The following is a 22255-nucleotide window of genomic DNA, read 5'->3' on the forward strand; positions in this document are numbered from 1 at the left end:
GCGGAGGGGGTCTGACCCCGGTCCAGGGTCGGATTCCTTCCGCAGGAAGGGCTCCGGCCCTTTTCGTTTCTGCGGTCCTGCTCAGCCGATCTGCCGCCACTGCCCCGGCTGCAGGTCATCCAGGCGATAGGGGCCCATCGCCACGCGCACCAGGCGCAGGGTGGGCAGGTTCACCGCCGCGGTCATCCGCCGCACTTGGCGGTTGCGGCCTTCGCGGATCGTGATGGCCAGCCAGCTGTCGGGCACGGTCTTGCGGAAACGCACCGGCGGATCACGCAGCCACAGTTCCGGCGCCGGATCGAGGCGCTCGATCTTCGCCGGCAGGGTCGGCCCATCGTTCAGCACCACCCCATCGCGCAGCTGCTGCAGCTGCTCATCGCTGGGCGTGCCTTCCACCTGCACCCAGTAGGTCTTGTCGGCCTTGTGCTTCGGGTCGGTCAGCTTGTGCGCCAGGGTGCCGTTGTCGGTCAGCAGCAGCAGGCCCTCGCTGTCATGGTCCAGCCGGCCCGCCGCGTACACGCGCGGCGGCAGGCCGAAGCCGGCCAGGGTCGGCCGCGGCGGCACGCTGCGGTCGGTGAACTGGCAGAGCACGTTGAAGGGCTTGTTGAAGGCAATCAGCATTGCGGGCACGGCAGGCAGTGGATGCGGCATTGTCCCACGCCGCGCTGCGCGCCCGGAATTGTAGCGCCGAGCCCACGCTCGGCCGCCTTCCTCAGCCGAAGACCTTCCATTCCAGCAGGAACGAACCCAGCACCAGCGCGATACCGCATGCGGCGATGACATTGGCGCGGCGCCGCAGGCGTGCGAGCGGCGGGCTGGCCCGGCGCGCCCGTTCTTCCAGCAGCGCGCCGGCGAACACCACGGCAAACCCCACCGTCGCCATCAGATCGTAGGCATGGCCACCGTAAAACACGAAATCAAACAGCCGCGCCAGTACCAGCACCGCGACGAAGATGTAGAAGACCTTGTTCAACCGTCCACTCCGTTGGGGGCAGCGCCGGGCGTGGCCCGGCGCTACCGGCTTACGGCTTCACGAAACGCAGGGTCATGCGGTCGCTTTCGCCGATGGCCTGGTACTTCGCATCGTCGGCCTTGTCATGCTGGTTGGTCGGCGGCAGGGTCCACACGCCATTCGGGTGATCCTTGGTATCACGCGGGTTGGCATTGACCTCGGTGCGCGCGTCCAGCTTGAAACCGGCGGCCTCGGCCATGGCGATGACCTGCTGCTGGCCGACATAGCCGGTGTCATCGTCATCGGCGACGTCGGCCTTGGCGCGGTGTTCGACCACGCCCAGCACGCCGCCCGGCTTGAGCACGTTGAAGAACCCCTGGAACATGCCCTGGGCCTGGCCGGCCTTGCGCCAGTTGTGCACGTTGCGGAAGGTCAGCACCACATCGGCTGAATTGGCCGGGCCGAACACCGGCTTGGCCGGGTCGTAGCCCACCACGGCGGCCTTGTCGAACTGGCCCGGTGCGCTGGCGAACTTCTTTTCCAGGCCATCACGGCTGCGCTGCTGGTAATCACGGCCACGGCCTTCGGGCACGGCAGACGGATCGACCACGGCAGCGATGTAGTGGCCCTTGTCACGCAGCAGCGGCGCCAGGATTTCCGAGTACCAGCCGTTGCCGGGCGTGATTTCGATGACGGTCTTTTCCGGCGAGACCTTGAAGAAGGCGAGCGACTGCGCCGGATGGCGGTAGTTGTCGCGCTTGACGTTGGCCGGGTCGCGGGTGGACGCCTTCACCGCCGCGTCGATGGCCGGCGTGACCTGGATCTTCGCCGGTGCCACCGTGGCCGGGGCAGCGAATGCGGGGACAGCAACAAGCAGGGCCGAGGCAAGCAGCAGGCGGCAACCACGCAGGGACGAAGCAGCGATCATCGGGGCGATTCCAGCGGAAGATGCGGCGAGACTAGCAGCCGACGCGCGCAAGGTGTTCACAAAACGTTAGCCACGCGCCCGCGACGGAACACTGTTTTGTGTCCAGCGCCGCAGCGCGGTCACACATCGCGCTCTATGCTGCAGGACTACCCCCAAGGAGTCCGTGCCCATGACGGCAACCCGCGAACTGGGCCGTTCCGGCCTGCATGTACGTCCGCTCGCCTTCGGTGGCAATGTGTTTGGCTGGAGCGCCGATGAGAAGGCCAGCTTCGCCCTGCTCGATGCCTTCGTCGATGCCGGCTTCAACCTGGTCGACACCGCCGATGTCTATTCGGCCTGGGTGCCGGGCAACCAGGGTGGTGAATCGGAAACGCTGATCGGCAAGTGGTTCGCCCGCAGCGGCAAGCGTGACAAGGTCGTGCTCGCCACCAAGGTGGCCAAGTGGGCCGAGCGCCCCGGGCTGACCCCGGACAACATCAATGCCGCGGTGGAAGATTCGCTGCGCCGCCTGCAGACCGACGTCATCGATCTGTACCAGGCCCATGAGGACGATGAATCGACGCCGCTGGAAGCAACGCTGGCCGCGTTCGGGCGCCTGATCGAAGCGGGCAAGGTGCGCGCCATCGGTGCGTCCAACTACAGCGCCACGCGCCTGGCCGATGCGCTGAAGGTGTCCACCGATTACAAGCTGCCGCGCTATGAAACGCTGCAGCCGGAGTACAACCTGTACGACCGCGTCGGTTACGAGAAGGAACTGGAACCGCTGGTGCAGCGCGAGCAGATCGGCGTGATCGGTTACTACGCACTGGCCAGCGGTTTCCTCAGCGGCAAGTACCGCACCGCGGACGATGCTGCCAAGAGCCCGGCGCGCGGCGAGACGGTGGTCAAGCGCTATCTGAATCCGCGCGGCCTGCGCATCCTGCAGGCGCTGGATGACGTGGCCAGCAAGCACAGCGCCAGTGCCGCACAGATTGCACTGGCGTGGCAGATCGCACGGCCGTCGATCACCGCGCCGATCGTCAGCGCCACCAGCGTCGAGCAGCTGCATGACCTGCTCGCGGCCGCCAACGTGGGCCTGAGCGTGCAGGACATCGCACAGCTGGATGCCGCCAGCGTTGAAGGCTGATCGCAGCATCCACGCCGGGGTCGGATCCCTTTCGCAGAAAGGGCTCTGACCCCAACGGCGCAGACCAAGGTCGGCGTCACGGCGAGTCAGGGGTCAGAGCCCTTTCTGCGAAAGGGATCTGACCCCGCAGTCTTCAGCGCGGCACGCTGTCCTCGGCCACCAGCGCGTGGTGCACGCCGATGCCTGCACGCACGCCTTCAGCCATCGCCAGGGTGATGTTGCCGACCGTGGTCGCATCACCGGCGGCATACACGTTCGGCACCGAGGTCTGCTTCATCATGTCGACCTCCACCAGCACGCCCATCGGGCTTTCCACCAGGGTGCAGCCGAGCTGCTGCACCAGCGGCGTGGCCATCTGCTGCATCGCTGGCACGAACAGGGCGCGCTGGGCGATGCGGCGGCCATCGGCCAGTTCCACTTCCAGCCAGGTGGGCTGCTCGCCCTGCACGCCCACCACCGGGATGGTTTCAACCTGCACGCCGCGCTGCTGCATGGCGGCCTGCTCTTCATCGCTGATGGGCAGGCCCTGGCTGAAGAAGGTGACATTGCCCCACTCGGCGAACAGCGGCGCCTTGGCGGCCGACATCGGGTGGCCGCCAAGCAGTCCGATGGCACCGCCGCCAACTTCATAGCCATGGCAGTACGGGCAGTGCAGCACGGTGCTGCCCCAGCGTTCGGCCAGGCCCGGCAGATCGGGCAACTGGTCGGCGATGCCGGTGGCCAGCAGCAGCTTGCGGGCGGCCAGCACCTGGCCATCGGCGGTACGCACGTCCACGCCCTCGGCGTTGGCCTGCGCGTGCACCACCTCGCCCTGCAGCCAGCGCACGGTGGGGTAGTCGAGCAGCTGCTGGCGCGCGTTCTTCAGCAGCTCGGCGCCGCTGATGCCGTCCTGCCCCAGCACGCCGTGCGAATGGCTGGCGGCACGATTGCGCGGCAGGCCGCTGTCGATGATCGTGACCGGGCGGCGCGCACGGGCCAGGATCAGGCCGGCGGCGATGCCGGCGTAGCTGCCGCCGACGATGAGGACATCAGGATTCATGGTGACCTTCCAGGGAACGGTGATGGGCAAGATGGCGGGCGAAATCGGCGCCCAGCTGGTCCAGGGTGCTGGCCTGCAGGCGCGCTTCGAGCAGGCGCTGGGCCTCGCGCGCGCCGTCCTGCAGTGCCTGGCTGACCAGCTGCTGGATGGGGCAGCCACCGCCGTTGTCGCGGTTGCCGACCTGCACCAGTGGCGGCGCGCCGACGGCCAGGTAGATGTCATGCAGGCTGATCTGCGCCGCCTCGCGCGCCAGCTGGCTGCCACCGCCATGGCCGCGCGTGCTGCGCACCAGGCCGGCCTTGTGCATCTGTGCCAGCAGGCGGCGGATGACCACCGGATGGGTCGGCAGGCAGGCAGCCAGTTGTTCGGACGTGCGCGGGCCTTCCTGGCCGACCAGGTGGGCCATCACATGCAGCGCGTCGGAGAGCGGGTTGGCGGATTTCATGTAACTACGATAGTTACATTTAAACCCGCTGTCGAGGGTCCGCTTTCGTTCCATATGGACACATCTGTCCTATGAAACATTTTCTTCACCTCTCTAAACGCAACGGTAATGTGATCGGCTTCGCACTTCAGAGGACTCAAGCGCGGTCGATACCGCATCGCCCCCCTTCCTTGAGTCCGCCCCATGAACGCCTCCTCCCGTGCGCCGCGGCTGCAGTCGAAGCTGCTTGGTGCTGTATCCGTCGGCCTGGCCATCGTCCTGCTGTGCGCCCTCGCGGGCCTGGCATCGGCGTGGCTGAAGCTGTCCACCGAAGTGCCCGCGGAGGTCGCCCACAGCCGCGCTGCCGAGCACCTGCAGCGTGAGTTCCGCGGGCAGGTGCAGGAATGGAAGAACGTGCTGCTGCGCGGCCACGACGAGGCGCTGCGCCAGCGCCACCTGCAGGCCTTCGATGACGAAGGCAAGCGTGTGGAGACACTGGCCAGCGGCCTGGCCACCAGCCCCGATGCGCGCACCCGCGACATGGCGAAGGCCTTCAGCGCCCTGCACGCGCAGCTGCAGAAGGACTACCACGCCGCCCTGCAGGCCTTTGCCGAAGCCGGCTACGACCCTGCCGCCGGTGACACGCTGGTACGCGGCAAGGACCGCCCGGTGGCGGCGGCGCTGGATGCGCTGGGCACGCACGCCTCGCAGGTGGCCGAAGCCGCGGTGGCCGCGCGTTCGCAGCAGGCGCGGCGCACCCTGGTGGTGTGCGCGGTGCTGACCATCACCGCAGCGGTGCTGTTGCTGGCCGGCCTGGGCTGGTGGCTGCGGCGTGCCGTGGTGCAACCGGTGCTGGCGGTGGAAGCCGCCGCGCGCGCGGTGGCCGCCGGTGACCTGGACCATGTGGTGCAGGTGCACAGCCGCGATGAGATCGGCCGCCTGGCGCAGGCCATGCAGGCCGTGCAGGGCACCCTGCGCGACGTGCTTGCCGCACAGGCGGCGATGGCGCAGGCGCACGACGCCGGCACCATCAGCCACCGCATGCAGGCCACCGCGTTCCCCGGCGCGTACGGGCGCATGGTGGCCGACACCAACGCGCTGGTCGACGCACACATCCAGGTGAAGATGCGCGCGATCGCGGTCATGGGCCGCTATGCGGTGGGCGACCTCAGCCAGGACATGGAACGCCTGCCGGGCGAGAAGGCGGTGATCACCGAGGCGCTGGATGCGGTCAAGCGCAACCTCGGCGCGATCAACGGCGAGATCCGCCGCCTGGCCGGCGCTGCGGCGGCCGGCGATTTCAGCCAGCGCGGCGACACCGCGCGTTTCGAGCATGACTTCCGCGCGATGGTCGATGGCCTGAACCAGCTGATGCAGGGAACCGAACAGAACCTCGGTGAGGTCTCGACGATGCTGCGAGCGATTGCCGATGGCCGCCTGGGCGCGCGCATGCACGGCGATTTCCAGGGCGTGTTCGCGCGCATCGCCAGCGATGCCAACACCACGGCAGCACAGCTGGCGACGATTGTTACCGACATCAAGCACACCTCGGGCAACATCCATTCGGCTGCCGCCGAGATTGCTGCTGGCAACAACGACCTGTCGCGCCGCACCGAACAGCAGGCGGCCAACCTGGAAGAAACGGCCGCGTCGATGGAGGAACTGACCTCCACCGTGCGCCAGAACGCCGAGCACGCGCGCCAGGCCAACCAGCTGGCGATCGGCGCGCATGGCGTGGCCTCGCAGGGCGGCGAAGTGGTCGGCCAGGTGGTGGCGACCATGGGTGCGATCGAGACCTCCTCGCGGCAGATCGCGGCGATCATCAGCGTCATCGATGGCATCGCGTTCCAGACCAACATCCTGGCGTTGAACGCAGCCGTGGAAGCGGCGCGTGCCGGCGAACAGGGCCGTGGCTTCGCGGTGGTGGCCAGCGAGGTGCGCACCCTGGCGCAGCGTTCGGCGGCGGCCGCCAAGGAGATCAAGACCCTGATCGAAGCCTCGGTGGAAGAGGTCGGCCACGGCGCGCAGCGCGTGCGCCAGGCGGGGGACACGATGGCCGAGATCGTGGCGTCGGTGCAGCGCGTGACCGACATCATGGCCGAGATTTCCGCAGCATCGCAGGAACAGAGCGCGGGCATCGAACAGGTCAGCCAGACCGTGATCCAGATGGATGGCACCACCCAGCAGAACGCGGCGCTGGTGGAAGAAGCCAGTGCGGCTGCGCGCAGCCTGGAGCAGCAGGCCGACCGGCTGATCGAAGCGGTGGATGTGTTTGATCTGTCGAGTGCAGCGACGACGCAGGGCGGCTTCGCGCGCGCGGCATGACGGTGTTGAATGGGTAGCGCCCGACCGTTGGTCGGGCGACGGCAGGCTCAGTGCGGACCAACGGTCCGCACCCACCGACGGGTCCGATCCGCACCCACCGAGGGAGCCGCACCCACCGGTAGCGCCCGACCGTTGGTCGGGCGACGGCAGGATCAGCGCAGGTAATCACCCTGCGCCATCACTTCGCCCAGGTGATCCAGGAACGAACTGATGCGCGCCGACACCGCGGTGTTGCGGTAATACACCGCGTGGATCGGCTGGTAGACATCCAGCGTCTGCGCGGCCAGCACCGGCACCAGCGTGCCGGCGGCGCGATCGCGGTCGGTCACGAAGTCGGACAGGCAGGTGATGCCTACGCCTTCCACCGCCAGCCGGCGCAGGGTTTCGCCGCTGGATACGGCGATATCCGGACGCACCAGCAGCTGCCCGTCGGCATCGCCCGGCAGCGGCCAGCGGTTCAATGATTCCGGTTCGTTGAAACCGAGCAGCGTGTGCTGGCCCAGTGCGGCCACGCTGGACGGTTCGCCATGCGCGGCAAGATAGGCCGGGCTGGCCACCAGCTGCAGCCGGCAGCGTCCCAGCGCGCGCGCATGCAGGGTCGAATCGGCCAGCGGGCCGATGCGGATGGCCAGGTCGGTGCGCCGTTCCAGCAGGTCGATGTAGCGCTCGGAGCTGTTCAATTCCAGCTGCACCTCCGGGTAGCGCGCGCGATAGCTGGCCACCAGCGGCGCGATCACGTGCAGCACGAAGGGCATGGCCGCATCCACGCGCAGCCGCCCGGCCGGGCGCTCGCGGCGGGCGGCCATCTGCTCTTCGGCCGATTCCACCGCATCGATGATCGCCCGTGCGTGGCGCAGGTAGGCCTCGCCCTCGGCGGTCAGGTGCAGGCGGCGCGTGGTGCGGGTCAGCAGGGTGGTGCCCAGCTTTTCCTCCAGCCGGCCCAGCGCGCGGCTGACGCCGGAGGGGGTCTGTCCCAGCTGTTCGGCGGCGGCGCTGATCGAGCCGCTGTCGATGACGGCCAGGAAGGCCTGCATTTCGTCGAGGGTGGTCTTCATGCCGCCATTATTGACCACCAGGCAAGAGTGATTGGCGTGAAGACTGGTTTTTCGGCAAAGGTGCGCCGCGCACACTGCGCGCCTTCCTTCCCTTCGGAGCCTGCCATGACCCGTGGCATTCCCCTCGCCCTGCTGGCGCTGACCCTCGGCGCGTTCGCCATCGGCACCACCGAGTTCGTCATCGTCGGCCTGATCCCCACCATTGCCGCCGACCTCCACGTCAGCCTGCCCTCGGCCGGCCTGCTGGTCTCGCTGTACGCGCTGGGCGTGGCCATCGGCGCGCCGGTGCTGACCGCGCTGACCGGCCGCGTGCCGCGCAAGCAGCTGCTGGTGGCGCTGATGCTGATGTTCACCCTGGGCAACGTCATCGCCTGGATGGCGCCGGGCTACACCTCGCTGATCGTCGCCCGCATCCTCACCGGCCTGGCGCACGGCGTGTTCTTCTCCATCGGCTCGATCATCGCCACCGCGGTGGTGCCGAAGGAAAAGGCCGCCAGTGCGATCGCCATCATGTTCACCGGCCTGACCGTGGCGCTGGTGACCGGCGTGCCGCTGGGCACCTTCATCGGCCAGCACCTGGGCTGGCGCGCGACCTTCCTGGCCGTGGCCGGGCTGGGCGTGGTGGCCCTGCTGGGTGCGCTGCTGTTCGTGCCGCGCAACGTGCCGCAGAGCGCGCCGGCCAGCTTCCGCCAGCAGCTGGGCGTACTGGCGCAGCCGCGCCTGCTGCTGGTCTATGCGATGACCGCGCTGGGCTATGGCGGTACGTTCCTGGCCTTCACCTACCTGGCGCCGATCCTGCAGGACGTCACCGGTTTCTCGGCCAACGCGGTCAGTCTGGTGCTGCTGGTGTACGGCGTGTCGGTGGCGATCGGCAACCTGTGGGGTGGCCGCCTGGCCGACCGCCTGGGCCCGGTGCCGGCCCTCAAGCGCATCTTCGCGCTGCTGGCCATCGTGCTGTTCGTGCTCACCTTCACCGCCTACAACACCTGGCTGATGCTGCTGACCGTGCTGGCCCTGGGCGCGGTGGCGTTCGGCAACGTGCCCGGCCTGCAGGTGTACGTGGTCAAGCAGGCCCAGCGCTATGCGCCGCAGGCCACCGACGTCGCCTCGGGCCTGAACATCGCCGCGTTCAACATCGGCATCGCCCTGGGTGCCTCGCTGGGTGGCCTGGTGGTGGAGCACATCGGCCTGATGCATACCCCGTGGCTGGGTGCGCTGGTGGTGGTGCTGGCCTATGCGCTGACCGTGCTCAGCGGCCGCCTGGACCGTCGCGATGGCGTTGACCACCGTGCCGATGGCATCGCCGTGGCGGCACATTGACCGGCCATGCAATGCACCGTTGCCGGCATGCATACGGTCCCTGCCCTACCCTTCCCGTTCACTCCTTTTCCCCCCGTTGGAGCTTTCCATGACTGTCCCCGCCTTTGGTCTTGGCACCTTCCGTCTCAAAGACCAGACCGTCATCGATTCGGTGCGCAACGCGCTGGACGTCGGCTACCGCGCCATCGACACCGCGCAGATCTACGGCAATGAAGCCGAGGTCGGCCAGGCCATCGCCGAATCCGGCGTGCCGCGCGACGAGATCTACCTGACCACCAAGGTGTGGATCACCGAGTTCAAGCGCGATGCGCTGCTGGCCAGCCTGCGTACCAGCCTGGAAAAGCTGCGCACCGACCACGTCGACCTGGCCCTGATCCACTGGCCCTCGCCGAATGACAAGGTGGACGTGCCGATGGAGGAATACCTGCCGGCGCTGGCCGAGGCCAAGGCGCAGGGCCTGACCCGCGAGATCGGCATCTCCAACTTCACCATCGCCCAGACCCGCAAGGCGATCGAGATCCTCGGCGCCGGCGCCATCGCCACCAACCAGATCGAGATCCACCCGTACCTGCAGAACCGCCTGCTGGTGAAGTTCCTGCAGGACAACGGCATCGCCATCACCGCCTACATGAGCCTGGCCTACGGCGAAGTGCTGAAGGACCCGGTGATCCAGGCCATTGCCGGCCGCCACCAGGCCACCCCGGCCCAGGTTGCACTGGCCTGGGCGCTGCAGCAGGGCTTTGCAGTCATCCCGTCGTCGACCAAGCGCGACAACCTGGCCGGCAACCTGGAAGCGGCCGCGATCCGCCTGACCGACGAAGACATCGCGCAGATCGCCAAGCTCGACCGCGGCCAGCGCCTGGCCAACCCGGAAGGCATCGCCCCGGCCTGGGATTGATTCCCGTCGCGGGTGCGCACTGGCATGGGTAGACGCCGACCTTGGTCGGCGCCGACCTCTGGTCGGTCGATGAAACACCGTGCCGACCAAGGTCGGCACCTACCAAAGGCAGGGAGCTACTGCTCGGCCTGCAGCAACCAGCCGCGCATCGCCGCACTCACGTCGTCCGGCTTTTCCATCGGTGCCAGGTGCCCGCAGTCGGGCACCACCACCAGCTGCGAGTGCGGCACCAGCGCGTGCATTTCCTCGCTCACCGCCAACGGCGTGATGCGATCGTTGGCACCGCAGACGATCAGCAGCGGGTCGCGGTACGCGGCCAGCACGTCATGGCCGTCGCGCCGTTCCAGCCCGCTCTGGCGCAGGAACACTTCGGCCCCCAGCCGCGCGGTCATGTCGCGCACGCGCTGCACCAGCACGTAGTCGTCCAGCCGCGACGCATCGATGTAGCTGCGCATCAGCGCATCACCGAAGCCATGGAACTTGCCGGGCAGGCGCACGCTGGCGCGCTGGCTGCGGCGCTGTTCGGCACGCTCGGGCGAATCGGCATGGATCGAGGTATCGACCAGCGCCAGCTGCAGCACGCGCTCGGGCGCGATGCGCAGGATCTGCTGGGCGACGAAGCCCCCCAGCGAGAAACCGGCCAGGGCGAAGCGCTCGGGTGCCTGCGCCAGTACGTCCTCGGCCACCGCCTGCAGCGTCTCGCCACGGGTCTGGTCGCCCACGGTGCAATCGGCGATGTCGGCCAGGTCGGCCAGCTGCGCGCGCCACAGCTCGGCGTCGTTGAGCAGGCCGGGGAGCAGCAGCAGGGGGATGCGATCGGTCATGGGGGTATTGTCGCGCGGCGGGGTGGGCACGGCCATGCCGCAACGGGCCGTTGGGCTGTAGAGTCGAGCACAGCCGGTCGAGCATGGCTCGACTCTACAAAAGGCAGTCGAGCATGGCTCGACTCTACAAAAGGCAGTCGAGCAAGCTCGACTCTACCGAAGACACCGACACGGACGCGACCATGGCAGACCCCTACAACAGTGGCATCCCCTCCCCTCCGGCCCTGCGCTTCGAGGATTCCCTGGTCACCACCGCCTTCGAGCTGCCGGGCTACCGCGTGGCCCGCAGCCTGGGCGTGGTGCGCGGCATCACCGTGCGTTCGCGCTCGATCGTCGGCAATTTCCTGGGCGGCATCCAGACGCTCTTCGGCGGCAACATCACCATCTACACCGAACTGTGCGAGCAGGCCCGCGAGGAAACCTACCGCGACATGGTCAAGCACGCGCGGCAGCTGGGCGCCAACGCGATCATCGGTATGCGCTATGACGCCACCGACGTGATGACCGGGCTGACCGAGGTGCTGTGCTATGGCACGGCGGTGGTGGTGGAACCGTTGCGTTGAATCCGACGTTCCGCCGGGCATGGCCCGGCGCTACCGATGCGGTGACGGTCACGCCACCGGCGGGGGCGCAGCGACGTCGACCTGCTGTACCGGCAGGGTCACCATCATCACCGTCGGGTCGTCCGGATCCAGCTTGGTCTTGAAGCCCAGGCTCTGGCACATCGCCAGCATGGTGCTGTTCTCGCGCAGCACCTGGCCTTCCACCACGTCCAGCCCCAGCCACTTGGCATATTCGATCATGATCGCCATCAGGCGCCAGCCGATGCCGTGGCCCTTCAGGTCCGAGCGGATCAGGATGCCGTACTCGCCGCGGTGGTAGTCGGCGTCGGCATGCAGGCGTACCGCGCCCAGCATGTCACCGTTGCGCGGGTCGATGGCCACCAGCGCGATCGAGCGCGCGTAGTCGAGCTGGGTCAGGCGCGCGATGAACTCGTGGCTGAAGTGCTTCACTGACTGGAAGAAGCGCAGGCGCAGGTCCTCGTCGCTGACGCGGGCGAAGAACGCGCGGAACAGCGCATCGTCCTCCGGCCGCACCGGGCGCACGAAGGCACGGCCACCGTCGGACAACTCAATGGTGCGCTCCCACTCCTTCGGGTACGGGAACACCGAGAAACGCGGATGGCCACGGCCCTTGTGCAGGATGCGCGAGGGCGCGATGGCCACGCGCGCATCGAGCGCGAGGATGCCCTTGGCGTCCACCAGCAGCGGGTTGATGTCCAGCGTGCGCACTTCGGGAATGTCGGCGGCCAGCTGCGCCAGCTTCACCAGTGCCAGCGCCAGCGCGCGCTCGTCGGCGGCGGGCACATCGCCATAGGCCTTGAGGATGCGCGAGGCGCGGGTCTGGCCGATCAGTTCATGGGCCAGGCGCAGGTCCAGCGGCGGCAGCGCCAGCGCCTTGTCGTTGATCACTTCCACCGCGGTGCCACCGCGGCCGACCACGATGACCGGGCCGAACGTGGCGTCATCGGCGATGCCGACGATGATCTCGCGCGCCTTCGGGCGGACGATCGTCGGCTGCACCAGCAGGCCGTCGATGCGCGCTTCCGGGCGCAGCTGGCGCGCGCGTTCGAGAATGGCCGTGGCCGCAGCCTGCACCGCCGGCAGCGTCGCCAGGTTCAGTCGCACGCCGTCCACTTCGGATTTATGCGGAATGTCCGGCGAGAGGATCTTCAGCGCGACCGTGGCACCGCGCTCCAGCAGTGGCTGCGCCAGGTCCATCGCCTCGTGCGCATCGCGCGCATGCATCACCGGCGCGGAGGGAATGCCGTAGGCCTTGAGCAGATCGTGGGTGGCCAGCGGATCCAGCCATTGCTGGCCATTGCTCAGCGCGGCTTCGACCAGCGCACGCGCACGCGCGGTGTCCACGCTGAAATCCTGCGGCAGGCTGGGCGGCGTTTCCATCAGCGCGTTCTGCGCTTCGCGATAACGCACCAGGTGCTGGAAGCCGCGCACGGCTTCGGCTTCGGTGGGATAGGTCGGCACGCGCGCCGCGTTGAGCGTGGCCGTGGCCTGGTCATCGTTGCCCAGCCAGACGGCGAACACCGGCTTGTCACGGTGGTGGCGCGGGCGCAGGCCGAGGGTACGGGTCAGCGCCTGCGCGGCATCGGCCGACGAAGTGAACGCGGTGGGCACGTTGACCACCATCACCGCATCGTTCTCGTTGTCGGCCAGCAGGGCTTCGATGGCGGCCGCGTAGCGATCGCCGTCGGCGTCCACCACGATGTCGACCGGATTGCTGCGCGACCAGCCCTGCGGCAGCACCTTGTCCAGCGTTTCCACCGTGCTGTCGGACAGCTGCGCCAGGGTGCCGCGCAGCGCGATCAGCTGGTCCACTGCCAGGCGGCCAACGCCACCGCCATTGCTGAGCACGGCCAGGCGGCGGCCTGGGAATGTCCCGAGGCGGCCCAGGGTTTCGGCGGCGGTGAACAACTCGTCCAGTGCGCTCACGCGCAGCAGGCCGGCGCGGTTGAAGGCCGCGCCGTAGACATCATCGGCGCGCGCCAGCGCCTGCACGTGGGTATCGGCACTGCCCGGCTGCACGCGCTCGGCGCGGCCGGATTTCACCACCACCACGGGCTTGGCACGGGCGGCGGCACGCGCGGCCGACATGAACTTGCGCGCGTCCTTGATGTGCTCGACGTAGAGCAGGATGGCGCGGGTGCGGTAGTCGGTGGCGAAGTAGTCGAGCAGGTCGCCGAAGTCGACGTCCATCGTGTCGCCCAGCGAGACGACGGCGGAGAAACCGACCGAGCGGGCCACGCCCCATTCCACCAGCGCAGCGGCAATGGCCGAGGATTCGGAGATCAGGGCGAGGTCACCGGCCTGCGGGAAGTGCGCGGCGATGCTGGCGTTGAGCCGCGCATGCGGCGCGATGACGCCCAGGCAATGCGGGCCGAGAATGCGCAGGCCGTGCTTGCGCGCCACCGTTTCCACCTGTTCGGACAGCGAGCCCGGGCCCTCGCCGAGGTGCGCGGTGAGGATGATGGCCGCCTGCACGCCGCGCTCGGCGGCGGTGCGCACCACCTGCGGCACGATCGCCGCCGGCGCGGTGATGACCACCAGGTCGGGCACCCAATCGAGATCCTTCAGCCGCTTGACCGTGCGGATGCCGTCGATCTCGGCGTGGCGCGGGTTGATCCACGCCACCTTGCCGGGAAAGCCGGTGCCACGCAGGTTGCGCATCACCGCACGGCCGGCGGAGCGCTCGCGTGGGCTGCCGCCGATCACCGCGACCGACTGCGGACGGAACACGGACTGCAGGTGGTAGGTACTCATGCGCCTACGGTACCCAAAATCCATGGCGATGGGGGTCGGAGGCGGGGTCGGATCCCTTTTCGCAGGAAACGGCTCTGACCCCTGCATGACTCTTGTGTGCCCACCAAGGTGGGCACCTACCAGAGCACGGGGATCCGCCCCCGGCGTGCACGCTTTGCTACAACAGGGTGCCGTGCAGGATCATCGCGGCGATGCTGAAATAGATCACCAGGCCGGTCACGTCCACCAGGGTGGCCACGAACGGGGCCGAGGCGCTGGCCGGGTCGAAGCCCAGGCGCTTGAGGATGAAGGGCAGCATCGAGCCGGACAGCGAACCGAAGGTGACGATGCCCACCAGCGCCGCACCGATGGTGATGGCCAGCAGGATCCAGTGCTCGCCGTAGTCGTGCAGGCCGCCCAGCTGCCAGATGACGATGCGCACGATGGCCAGGCAGCCGAGGATGGCGCCCAGCACCATGCCGGTGGGCACTTCGCGCAGCGCCACCTTCCACCAGTCGCCCAGGCGCAGCTCGCGCAGGGCCAGGCTGCGGATCAGCAGCGAGGTGGCCTGCGAACCCGAGTTGCCGCCCGAGCTCATGATGAGCGGGATGAACAGGGTCAGCACCACCGCGCGTGCCAGTTCGTCCTCGTAGTGCTGCATCGCGCTGGCAGTGAGCATTTCGCCGAGGAACAGCACGCTCAGCCAGCCGGCGCGCTTGCGCAGCATCTCGAAGAAGCCGATCTGCATGTAGGGCTTGTCCAGCGCTTCCATGCCGCCGAACTTGTGTGCGTCCTCGGTTGATTCCTCGATGAGCGCGTCGAGCACGTCGTCGACGGTGACGATGCCCAGCAGGAGCTGCTGCGCATCCACCACCGGAATGGCCAGCAGGTCGTGGCGGCGGATCAGCCGCGCCACTTCTTCCTGGTCCAGCAGCGCATCGACGGTGACCGGCGGGTTGACCTGGGCCACGTCGAGGATCGACTCCTCCGGCAGGCCGGTGATCAGCCGGCGCATGGTCACCACCTGCTGCAGCTGCTGGCTGGCCGGGTCGAGCACGTAGATGGCGTACACGGTCTCGCGGGTACGCTCGACCTGGCGGATGTGCTGCAGGGTCTGGGCGACGGTCCAGGTGGCGGGCACGGCGACGAACTCGGTGGTCATCAACGCGCCGGCGGTGTTGGGCGGGTAGCTCAGCAGCGTCTGGATGGCCTGGCGGGCGTCGCTGCCCAGCAGCGGGATCAGCCGCGCACGCTCCTCTTCGTCCAGCTCGTGGACGATGTCGGTGGCACGGTCGTCGGCCATCAGGCCCAGCAGTGCGGCGGCGCGGGCCGGCGGCAGTGCGGCCACCAGCTCGCCACTGCGGTGCAGTTCCGGCGCTTCGAGCATCTTCACCGCCCGCGGCAGCGACAGCGCAGCCAGCGTTTCGGCGGCGCGCTGCAGGTCGAGCGTGTTGAGGAACTCCACCGCATCGGCGGTGTTGTAGTTGGCCAGGGGTGCCGCCAGTGCGGCGGCATCGGCCACCGGGCGCAGCAATTGCTTCTGGTTCATGGGTTTGCCTTGTGGGGTGCGACCTCGCGCAACGCCAACGCAGGCAAACCGTCCCGATGTCAGGCGGTGGCCATCGCTGGCGTCGAACGAGGTCGACTTCTACTGTCGCTGGACATGGGTTGGGGACTCCGGATGGGTGTACTGGCGGACACGCCCCACAGGGGTGGGCCGACAGCGGCAGGCAGTCTGGACCTGCCGACACGCCGGGTCAACCCTGGCCTGGGCGGGTAGTCAGGTGCCACTGGGGTCAGAGCCCCTTGCGGCGCAAAGGGATCTGACCCCAGCCTTTCGTCGCCGTTGTCGTTCGTGCACGGGCCGGCGCGCATAATGAAGGGGCGGCCTGCATGGCCGCAGTCCCCCAGCCGAACGAACGCACCCCGGGCCCCCGCGATGACCAGGTATTCCCATGCATAGCGGTGGTCTTGAACTGGCGCTGGTGCTGCTGCTGGCCGCGGTGATCGCGGTGCCGGTGTTCAAGAAGTTCGGCTTCGGTGCGGTGCTGGGCTACCTCGCCGCCGGCGTGGTGCTGGGCCCGGACGGGCTGGGTTTCGTGCAGGATGCCGACCGCATCCTCGGCGCCGCCGAGATCGGCGTAGTGATGCTGCTGTTCGTCATCGGCCTGGAGCTGTCGCCGGCGCGCCTGAAGGTGATGCGGCGCTCGGTGTTCGGTGCCGGTGCGGCGCAGGTGGCGCTGTCCGGCCTGCTGCTGGGTGGCCTGCTGCTGCTCGACCACTTCCAGTGGAAGAGCGCGCTGGTGGTCGGCATCGCATTGGCCCTGTCGTCCACTGCGGTGGGCCTGCAGCTGCTGTCCGAACACAAGGCGATCAACAGCGACCATGGCCGGCTGGGCTTTGCCATCCTGCTGTTCCAGGACCTGATCGCCATCCCGCTGCTGGCCGCCATTCCGCTGCTGGGCGGGGCCAAGAACCAGACCCTGCGCTGGGAAGACGCGGCCGTGGCACTGGGTGCGCTGGCGGTGGTGATCCTGTGCGGGCGCCCGGTGCTGCGCAAGGTGTTCGGCATCATCGCCCGCACCCGCAGCCCCGAGGTCTTCACCGCCACCGCGCTGCTGGTGGTGCTGGGCACCGCCTGGTTCATGCAGGAAGCCGGCCTCAGCCCCAGCCTGGGCGCATTCCTGGCGGGCGTGCTGTTGTCCGACTCGGAATTCCGCCATGAACTGGAAGCGCAGATCGAGCCGTTCAAGGGCCTGCTGCTGGGCCTGTTCTTCATTGCCGTGGGCATGGGCATCGACCTGGACCGCATCACCGCCGAGCCATGGCTGATCGCCACCGGCGTGGCCGCGCTGCTGGTGGTGAAGTTCAGCCTGCTGTATGCCATCGGCCGCATCGCCAAGCTCGGTTCGCGGCAGTCACTGCTGCTGGGCAGCGTGCTCTGGCTGGGTGGCGAGTTCGCCTTCGTGGTGTTCAACGAAGCCCAGCGTGCGCACCTGCTGGGCGATGCCAACCATGACCGGCTGGTGGCCATCGTTGGCCTGTCGATGGCGATCACGCCGCTGCTGATGCTGGTGCTGCTGAAGCTGCTGGGCCGGGAAAAGCCTGCGCCGCGCGACGCCGCGCCGGCCGACAAGGTCGCGCCGGACAACCAGCCGAAGGTGCTGATCGCCGGCATGGGCCGCTTCGGCCAAGTGATCGCGCGCCTGCTGACCGCGCAGAAGGTGCCCTTCGTGGCGCTGGAAGCGAACCCGGACACCGTGGCCGACCTGCGCCGCTTCGGCAACCAGCTGTACTACGGCGACCCGACGCGGCCGGAGATGCTGCGTGCGGCGGGGGGCGAGCACATCGATGTGTTCGTGATCACCGTGGACGACCCGGAGACCAACCTGCGCGCGGTGCGGATGGTGCGCCGCCTGTACCCGGATGCGAAGGTGCTGGCGCGTGCGCGCAACCGCCAGCATGCCTGGCGCCTGATGGACATGTCGGCCGAACCGTTCCGCGAGGTGTTCGGCACCAGCCTGGAAATGAGCGGGCGGGTGCTGACCGCGCTGGGCGTGGCGGCGGACGTGGCGCAGCGCCATGTACAGCGGTTCCGCGAGCATGACGAGCAGCTGCTGCGTGACCAGTACCTGGTCTACGACGATGAGGCCGCGGTGATCCAGACCTCGCGCGATGCGCGCAATGACCTGATGCACCTGTTCGAAGCCGACGCGGAAAGCGACGAGAAATAGGCGTGCCGACCAACGGTCGGCACCCACCTTGGGGCCGCCGGGCATGGCCCGGCGCTACCGTCGCATGTGGCGATATCCGGTAGCGCCGGGCCATGCCCGGCGGGGTGTCAGCCGTTATCGCGCAGGAACCGGGCCATCGAGGACACGCCGGGCACGCGCGGTTCAAACTCGCCCGCCACGTCGATGAAGCCGCGCATCACTGCGATCTCGCGCGGGCTGCGGTTGAGGCTGTCGCGCACTTCCGGATCGGCACCGGCGCGCAGCAGGCGCTGTACCAGCAGCGGCAGGCCGTGCAGGGCGGCCAGGTGCAGCGGGCCGAAGCCGCGCGGGTCACGCACGTCCAGGCTCACGTCCTCATCCAGCAGGCGCTCCACCGCAGCCATCACCACCTGCTCGTCGCAGGCGGTGCCCGGCTCGGCGCGTGCGCCCAGCAGCAGCAGCAGCGGGGTGACCGAACCGGCCGCGGCCTGGTCCGGCTCGGCGCCGGCCAGCAGCAGCGTATCCAGCAGGGCCAGCAGGCGCGAACGGTCGCGGGCGCTGAAGCCGTACAGCGCCGCGCAGTGCAGCGGGCCCAGCTGCTGGGCATCGCCAGCATGCACGTCGGCACCGGCGGTGAGCAGGCGCGCGACGATGTCCGGCAGGCCCAGCGCGGACGCCAGCATCAGCACGGTCACCCCGCCCGGCAGGCGGTGTTCCAGCTGGGCACCGGCGTCGAGCAGGGCCGAGACGATATCCACCTGGCGCATGCTGACCGCCGCCGACAGCGGCGTCGCGCCACTGGCCGCGCCGTGCTGCGGATCGGCGCCACGCGCCAGCAGCAGGTCGACCACCGCCAAGTGGCCACCGCCGGCGGCGCGCAGCAGTGCGGTGCAACCCTGCGCATCGACGGCGTCGATGGCAAAGCCCAGATCGTTCAAGCGGCGCACGGCATCGACGTCACCAACCATGGCCGCAGCCGGCAGGTCGCTGTCGCGCAGGGTGCGGCGCGGCAGCGGCCACACCCGCCAATCCAGCCAGTCGGCGAGGTCGCGGCGGCCGATCGACAGCGCCACGCCCAGCGGCGTCTGGCCATCGGCAGCACGCGCTTCCGGCGAAGCGCCGTGCTGCACCAGCAGCTTCAGGGCGCCTTCGCGGGCCAGCGCGGTCGCCAGGTGCAGGGCGGTCATGCCGTGGCTGTCGCGGGCTTCGCGGTCGACACCGGCATTGAGCAGGGCCTGCTGCAGGCGCAGCCAGCCCAGGCGCACCGCCAGCGACAGCGGCGGATCACCGGCCGGCGAAGCGGCGAACGGATCGGCACCGCGTTCGAGCAGTTCCAGCGCCAGCTGCTCCAAGCCGCGTGCGGCCTGGTCGTGCTGCGCGCAGGCAGCGAGGAAGCGGGCCAGGCCACCGCGGCCGGCCGGCGACAGGCCACGCTGCAGCATCACCTGCAGCGCCGGCACCGCGTCGATGCCACGCGACAGGAGGGCGAACATGGGGGTATCGGCACAGGCGTCGCGCACGTACGGGTCGGCGCCGTGGCCCAGCAGCCAGTCGACCGCGCGCGGTTCCAGTGCCAGCTCCGGGTCGAGCAGCAGCCCGCCCAGCTCTTCGGGCTGGCACAGCTTGGCCAGCGCGGCCATGCCTTCGGTATTGCCGAAGCCCAGCGCTTCGCGCAGCAGGGTCAGCGGCGGGCGGTCGGGCAGCAGGCCGCTGGCACTGGCGGCTTCACCGCGTTCGGCCAGGCCATCGCTGACCGCCGCCGGCAGCGGGTAGGACGGGTCCAGCAGGGCCACGATCGCCCAGCGGCCGGCCTCGGCGGCGTAGTCCACGGCGCGGCGGCCGAGCGGATCGCTGGCATCGGCGGCGATGCCAAGATCGACCAGGCGCTTGACCAGTAGCGGCGAGACATCCTCGGCCATCGCGGCCAGCAGCACGGCATTGCGGCCTTCGCCATCGACAGCGACCAGGTCGGGCTTGTGCGGCAGCAGGTGTTCGATGGCAGCGGCGCGGCCGGCGCGGGCGGCTTCCAGCCACGGCGTGCGGCCCAGCGCATCGCGCGCTTCCAGGTTCGCCCCCGCCCCCAGCAGCACGCCGATGATCTCGACATGGCCGGCCAGGGCAGCTTCGTGCAGCGCGCTGCGGCGCTGGCGGTCGCGCGCGTCGGCGCGGGCCTTGTGCTTGAGCAGCAGCTGCACGCCGGCCGGATCATCGTCCTCGGTGGCGGCGGCGGCCAGCAGCACCGGCGTGCCATCGCTGGGTTCGCTGCGCGCACCGCGCTCGAGCAGGAAGCGGGCCAGGCGCCAGTTGCCGACCTGGCAGGCCACGGCCAGCGGCGACCAGCCTTCGGTGTTGAGCGCATCCACTTCGGCGGCGGCATCGCGCAGCAGTGCGGCCACGCCCGGGTCGGAACTGCGCGCAGCGTGGTGCAGCGGGGTGTTGCCATCGCTGTCCACCGCGCGCGAATCGGCGCCGTTGGCCAGCAGGGTCATCACCGCTTCGGGGCGGCCATGCCAGCTGTCGCGGGTCGCGGCCAGCAGCGGGGTCATGCCACGGTGCGGCGCATTCACATCGACGCCGCGGCCGATCAGTTCGCGCAGCAGGCGCAGGTCGGGCAACACGGCAGCGAGCACGGCCAGGCTGCGCTGGTCGCGCCAGTGCGGGTCCGGCAATGCGTACGGATCGGCACCGGCCTGCAGCAGCTGCAGCGCGCGGTCGATGCGGCCGTGGCGGGCCGCCTCGTACAGCGCCGGGGTCAGTTCCTGCGGCGCCATCGCTTCCAGCGGCGTGCTTTCGGCGGCGGCATTGAACAGGGCCTCGGCATCGCCGCTCGGCAGGTCCTGGGCGCTGCTGCGCAGGCTGATCATCGGCGCCGGTGCCACCCGCTGCAGCAGCAGGTGCAGGGCCGGCGACAGCAGCAGCGTGGCCAGCGCGGCGGGCCAACCGGCGCCTTCCGGCAACAGGCCCGGCCAGGCCGGCAGCACGATCAGCGCGGCCAGGGCGACCACGATCACCGCCACCAGCAGGCCGCGCCAGGCGGTCAGGTCACGCCCGGCCAGGGCCTGCCAATGCTGGGCGAGGCTGCCATCAAGGCGTTCGACATCGTTCCACAGCGGCCAGGTGCGCCAGGCGGCCAGCAACCCGGCGCTGACCAGCACACTCAGGCCGAGCACGGCCGCCAGGCTGCCGCTGTCGCGCAGCGCGGCCAACGGCCATGCCAGCAGCAGCGCCAGGCCGGCCGGGGCAGCAGCCCACAGCACCGCCAGCGCCGGCAGGTCCTGCCGCGCAATCAGTTGCGGTGGCAGCAGCGAGCGGCTGCGCCGCCACCACGACACGCCCAGCGCGAACGCCGGCTGCGCCAGTGCGGCAAGCACGGCACCCGGCAGCCCGCCCACGACCGAACCCAGCGCCAGCACGGCACCAAGGGCGAAGGCGATCGACAGTGCGCGCGGGCGCGACAGCTCAGTCATAGTGGCGCCGCATCATGCTGGTCACCGAGGGCGGCACCTGCAGGTAGAAGCCGCGTTCGGCCAGCTCGCTGCGGACCTTGACCGGGTCGGCCTGGGCCAGCCGGCGCTGCGCATCCAGGGTCACTTCGAGGACGAACGAAAGCGCACCCAGCGAGGTGACCAGCGCCGCAGGCAGCGCGCTGAAGTCATCACGACGGGCGAGGTAGACGTAGGTGTCCGGCTTGAGTTGGCTTTTATAGACGTAGGCGTGCATGTCCGCGGGACGATAACCCGGGAAGAGCCATGATTGTGTCGGAAAGCCGACACCGGGGAAAGCCATCGCGCGACGATGACGGCGCGATCGACGGCGTTTCCCCGATGGGGTTCAGCAATGTGGCGATGGCGTTCAGGCTGGGCCCGCCATCGGCCGCGCTTACTTCACCTTGGCGTAGGTGCCCTTCAGCGCCACGCCCGCCAGGATCGCGCCGGCGTAGCATTCGTAGTTGTTCGGGCTCTTGAACTCGTTCTTCTTGTAGTAGCTGACAATGTCGACCACGGCATTGGCGCCGCGCGACTTGGCACCGTCCTGCAGCGCGCGCAGCGCCGACAGGGCCACCCAGCGGCAGGCTTCCTCGTCGCTCTTGTTGGCAGCGTTGGTCTTCTTGTTGGTCACGTCCTCGCCCAGGCGCTGCTGCACGCTGACCGACTGGCCAGCCAGGTAGAAGCGGACGCTGCCGTCGATGCCGGCATCCTTGGCGGCCTGCGAGCTGACCAGCTCACGCAGGGACTGCTCGACGCGGGTTTCGCGGGCCGAGGCGGTGGTGGTCAGGGCCAGCAGTGCGGTGGCCGTGGCGATCATCAGGGTACGACGCATCGAAACTTCTCCTT

At 69.1% G+C, this 22255-nt stretch carries 18 protein-coding genes; 6 read left to right on the forward strand and 12 right to left on the reverse strand.

Annotated features, from left to right (window positions below; translation table 11 throughout):
• Nucleotides 1-81 precede the first annotated feature (81 nt).
• From C1926_RS10855 to C1926_RS10865, 3 genes are all read right to left on the reverse strand, one after another.
• Entirely contained in the window at nucleotides 82-621 is a 540-nt protein-coding gene (locus C1926_RS10855) for a pseudouridine synthase (protein ID WP_108747653.1), read from the reverse strand.
• Between the two features lie 91 nt (nucleotides 622-712).
• Nucleotides 713-973: a hypothetical protein gene (locus C1926_RS10860; RefSeq protein ID WP_108747654.1), complete on the reverse strand. Its 261-nt coding sequence runs from the start codon at nucleotides 971-973 to the stop codon at nucleotides 713-715.
• 49 nt (nucleotides 974-1022) lie between these two features.
• Complete coding sequence (locus tag C1926_RS10865; RefSeq protein ID WP_108759198.1) at nucleotides 1023-1880, reverse strand: class I SAM-dependent methyltransferase; 858 nt, start codon at nucleotides 1878-1880, stop codon at nucleotides 1023-1025.
• Between the two features lie 169 nt (nucleotides 1881-2049).
• On the opposite strand from C1926_RS10865, the gene C1926_RS10870 reads away from it, so the two are divergent.
• On the forward strand, nucleotides 2050-3006 hold the full coding sequence (locus C1926_RS10870) for an aldo/keto reductase (RefSeq protein ID WP_108759199.1): 957 nt from the start codon (nucleotides 2050-2052) through the stop codon (nucleotides 3004-3006).
• A gap of 133 nt (nucleotides 3007-3139) precedes the next feature.
• Here the strand turns inward: C1926_RS10870 and C1926_RS10875 are convergent, their stop codons facing one another.
• Entirely contained in the window at nucleotides 3140-4045 is a 906-nt protein-coding gene (locus tag C1926_RS10875) for an NAD(P)/FAD-dependent oxidoreductase (RefSeq protein ID WP_079224192.1), read from the reverse strand.
• Nucleotides 4035-4490 (reverse strand): Rrf2 family transcriptional regulator, encoded by a 456-nt coding sequence (locus C1926_RS10880; protein ID WP_108759200.1) that lies wholly within the window; start codon nucleotides 4488-4490, stop codon nucleotides 4035-4037. The genes C1926_RS10875 and C1926_RS10880 overlap by 11 nt, the downstream gene beginning before the upstream one ends.
• A gap of 183 nt (nucleotides 4491-4673) precedes the next feature.
• On the opposite strand from C1926_RS10880, the gene C1926_RS10885 reads away from it, so the two are divergent.
• Nucleotides 4674-6794: a methyl-accepting chemotaxis protein gene (locus tag C1926_RS10885; RefSeq protein ID WP_108759201.1), complete on the forward strand. Its 2121-nt coding sequence runs from the start codon at nucleotides 4674-4676 to the stop codon at nucleotides 6792-6794.
• A gap of 152 nt (nucleotides 6795-6946) precedes the next feature.
• Here C1926_RS10885 and C1926_RS10890 read toward each other — a convergent pair whose 3' ends face one another.
• Nucleotides 6947-7849: a LysR family transcriptional regulator gene (locus C1926_RS10890; protein WP_108747659.1), complete on the reverse strand. Its 903-nt coding sequence runs from the start codon at nucleotides 7847-7849 to the stop codon at nucleotides 6947-6949.
• A 105-nt stretch (nucleotides 7850-7954) separates the two neighbouring features.
• On the opposite strand from C1926_RS10890, the gene C1926_RS10895 reads away from it, so the two are divergent.
• Together C1926_RS10895 and dkgB are read left to right on the forward strand one after the other, a co-directional pair.
• The gene (locus tag C1926_RS10895; protein WP_079224200.1) at nucleotides 7955-9169 is read left to right on the forward strand and encodes an MFS transporter; all 1215 of its coding nucleotides are present in this window, start codon (nucleotides 7955-7957) and stop codon (nucleotides 9167-9169) included.
• An 88-nt stretch (nucleotides 9170-9257) separates the two neighbouring features.
• Nucleotides 9258-10067: a 2,5-didehydrogluconate reductase DkgB gene (dkgB, locus tag C1926_RS10900; RefSeq protein WP_079224202.1), complete on the forward strand. Its 810-nt coding sequence runs from the start codon at nucleotides 9258-9260 to the stop codon at nucleotides 10065-10067.
• A gap of 116 nt (nucleotides 10068-10183) precedes the next feature.
• Here the strand turns inward: dkgB and C1926_RS10905 are convergent, their stop codons facing one another.
• On the reverse strand, nucleotides 10184-10891 hold the full coding sequence (locus tag C1926_RS10905) for an alpha/beta hydrolase (RefSeq protein WP_108760678.1): 708 nt from the start codon (nucleotides 10889-10891) through the stop codon (nucleotides 10184-10186).
• Nucleotides 10892-11073: 182 nt separating this feature from the next.
• On the opposite strand from C1926_RS10905, the gene C1926_RS10910 reads away from it, so the two are divergent.
• Nucleotides 11074-11454 (forward strand): YbjQ family protein, encoded by a 381-nt coding sequence (locus tag C1926_RS10910; protein WP_079224204.1) that lies wholly within the window; start codon nucleotides 11074-11076, stop codon nucleotides 11452-11454.
• 48 nt (nucleotides 11455-11502) lie between these two features.
• Here the strand turns inward: C1926_RS10910 and C1926_RS10915 are convergent, their stop codons facing one another.
• Both C1926_RS10915 and mgtE read right to left on the reverse strand, forming a co-directional pair.
• Nucleotides 11503-14229 carry a bifunctional acetate--CoA ligase family protein/GNAT family N-acetyltransferase gene (locus C1926_RS10915; RefSeq protein WP_108759202.1) on the reverse strand — a complete coding sequence of 909 codons (2727 nt, stop codon included), beginning with the start codon at nucleotides 14227-14229 and terminating at the stop codon, nucleotides 11503-11505.
• A 157-nt stretch (nucleotides 14230-14386) separates the two neighbouring features.
• On the reverse strand, nucleotides 14387-15757 hold the full coding sequence (gene mgtE / locus C1926_RS10920; RefSeq protein WP_108759203.1) for a magnesium transporter: 1371 nt from the start codon (nucleotides 15755-15757) through the stop codon (nucleotides 14387-14389).
• A gap of 406 nt (nucleotides 15758-16163) precedes the next feature.
• Here mgtE and C1926_RS10930 point away from each other — a divergent pair, with 406 nt between their 5' ends.
• Nucleotides 16164-17942: a monovalent cation:proton antiporter-2 (CPA2) family protein gene (locus tag C1926_RS10930; protein WP_108759205.1), complete on the forward strand. Its 1779-nt coding sequence runs from the start codon at nucleotides 16164-16166 to the stop codon at nucleotides 17940-17942.
• Between the two features lie 107 nt (nucleotides 17943-18049).
• On the opposite strand, the gene C1926_RS10935 is transcribed toward C1926_RS10930, so the two are convergent.
• The 3 genes from C1926_RS10935 to C1926_RS10945 form a co-directional block, all read right to left on the reverse strand.
• Nucleotides 18050-21388: an ankyrin repeat domain-containing protein gene (locus tag C1926_RS10935; RefSeq protein WP_108759206.1), complete on the reverse strand. Its 3339-nt coding sequence runs from the start codon at nucleotides 21386-21388 to the stop codon at nucleotides 18050-18052.
• Nucleotides 21381-21641, reverse strand: a complete 261-nt coding sequence (locus C1926_RS10940) for a YcgL domain-containing protein (RefSeq protein ID WP_108759207.1) — start codon at nucleotides 21639-21641, stop codon at nucleotides 21381-21383. Before C1926_RS10940 ends, C1926_RS10935 begins: the two co-directional genes overlap by 8 nt.
• A gap of 159 nt (nucleotides 21642-21800) precedes the next feature.
• On the reverse strand, nucleotides 21801-22241 hold the full coding sequence (locus C1926_RS10945; protein ID WP_079224214.1) for an excinuclease ATPase subunit: 441 nt from the start codon (nucleotides 22239-22241) through the stop codon (nucleotides 21801-21803).
• Nucleotides 22242-22255 lie beyond the last annotated feature (14 nt).

It is taken from the genome of Stenotrophomonas sp. ZAC14A_NAIMI4_1 (assembly GCF_003086915.1).
In the GTDB taxonomy this organism is placed as follows: domain Bacteria; phylum Pseudomonadota; class Gammaproteobacteria; order Xanthomonadales; family Xanthomonadaceae; genus Stenotrophomonas.

Coding starts and splice junctions, on each gene's coding strand:
- C1926_RS10855 (WP_108747653.1), bottom strand. CDS start 621: ATGCTGATTGCCTTCAACAAGCCCTTCAACGTGCTCTGCCAGTTCACC.
- C1926_RS10865 (WP_108759198.1), bottom strand. CDS start 1,880: ATGATCGCTGCTTCGTCCCTGCGTGGTTGCCGCCTGCTGCTTGCCTCG.
- C1926_RS10870 (WP_108759199.1), top strand. CDS start 2,050: ATGACGGCAACCCGCGAACTGGGCCGTTCCGGCCTGCATGTACGTCCG.
- C1926_RS10875 (WP_079224192.1), bottom strand. CDS start 4,045: ATGAATCCTGATGTCCTCATCGTCGGCGGCAGCTACGCCGGCATCGCC.
- C1926_RS10880 (WP_108759200.1), bottom strand. CDS start 4,490: ATGAAATCCGCCAACCCGCTCTCCGACGCGCTGCATGTGATGGCCCAC.
- C1926_RS10885 (WP_108759201.1), top strand. CDS start 4,674: ATGAACGCCTCCTCCCGTGCGCCGCGGCTGCAGTCGAAGCTGCTTGGT.
- C1926_RS10890 (WP_108747659.1), bottom strand. CDS start 7,849: ATGAAGACCACCCTCGACGAAATGCAGGCCTTCCTGGCCGTCATCGAC.
- C1926_RS10895 (WP_079224200.1), top strand. CDS start 7,955: ATGACCCGTGGCATTCCCCTCGCCCTGCTGGCGCTGACCCTCGGCGCG.
- dkgB (WP_079224202.1), top strand. CDS start 9,258: ATGACTGTCCCCGCCTTTGGTCTTGGCACCTTCCGTCTCAAAGACCAG.
- C1926_RS10905 (WP_108760678.1), bottom strand. CDS start 10,891: ATGACCGATCGCATCCCCCTGCTGCTGCTCCCCGGCCTGCTCAACGAC.
- C1926_RS10910 (WP_079224204.1), top strand. CDS start 11,074: ATGGCAGACCCCTACAACAGTGGCATCCCCTCCCCTCCGGCCCTGCGC.
- C1926_RS10915 (WP_108759202.1), bottom strand. CDS start 14,229: ATGAGTACCTACCACCTGCAGTCCGTGTTCCGTCCGCAGTCGGTCGCG.
- mgtE (WP_108759203.1), bottom strand. CDS start 15,757: ATGAACCAGAAGCAATTGCTGCGCCCGGTGGCCGATGCCGCCGCACTG.
- C1926_RS10930 (WP_108759205.1), top strand. CDS start 16,164: ATGCATAGCGGTGGTCTTGAACTGGCGCTGGTGCTGCTGCTGGCCGCG.
- C1926_RS10935 (WP_108759206.1), bottom strand. CDS start 21,388: ATGACTGAGCTGTCGCGCCCGCGCGCACTGTCGATCGCCTTCGCCCTT.
- C1926_RS10940 (WP_108759207.1), bottom strand. CDS start 21,641: ATGCACGCCTACGTCTATAAAAGCCAACTCAAGCCGGACACCTACGTC.
- C1926_RS10945 (WP_079224214.1), bottom strand. CDS start 22,241: ATGCGTCGTACCCTGATGATCGCCACGGCCACCGCACTGCTGGCCCTG.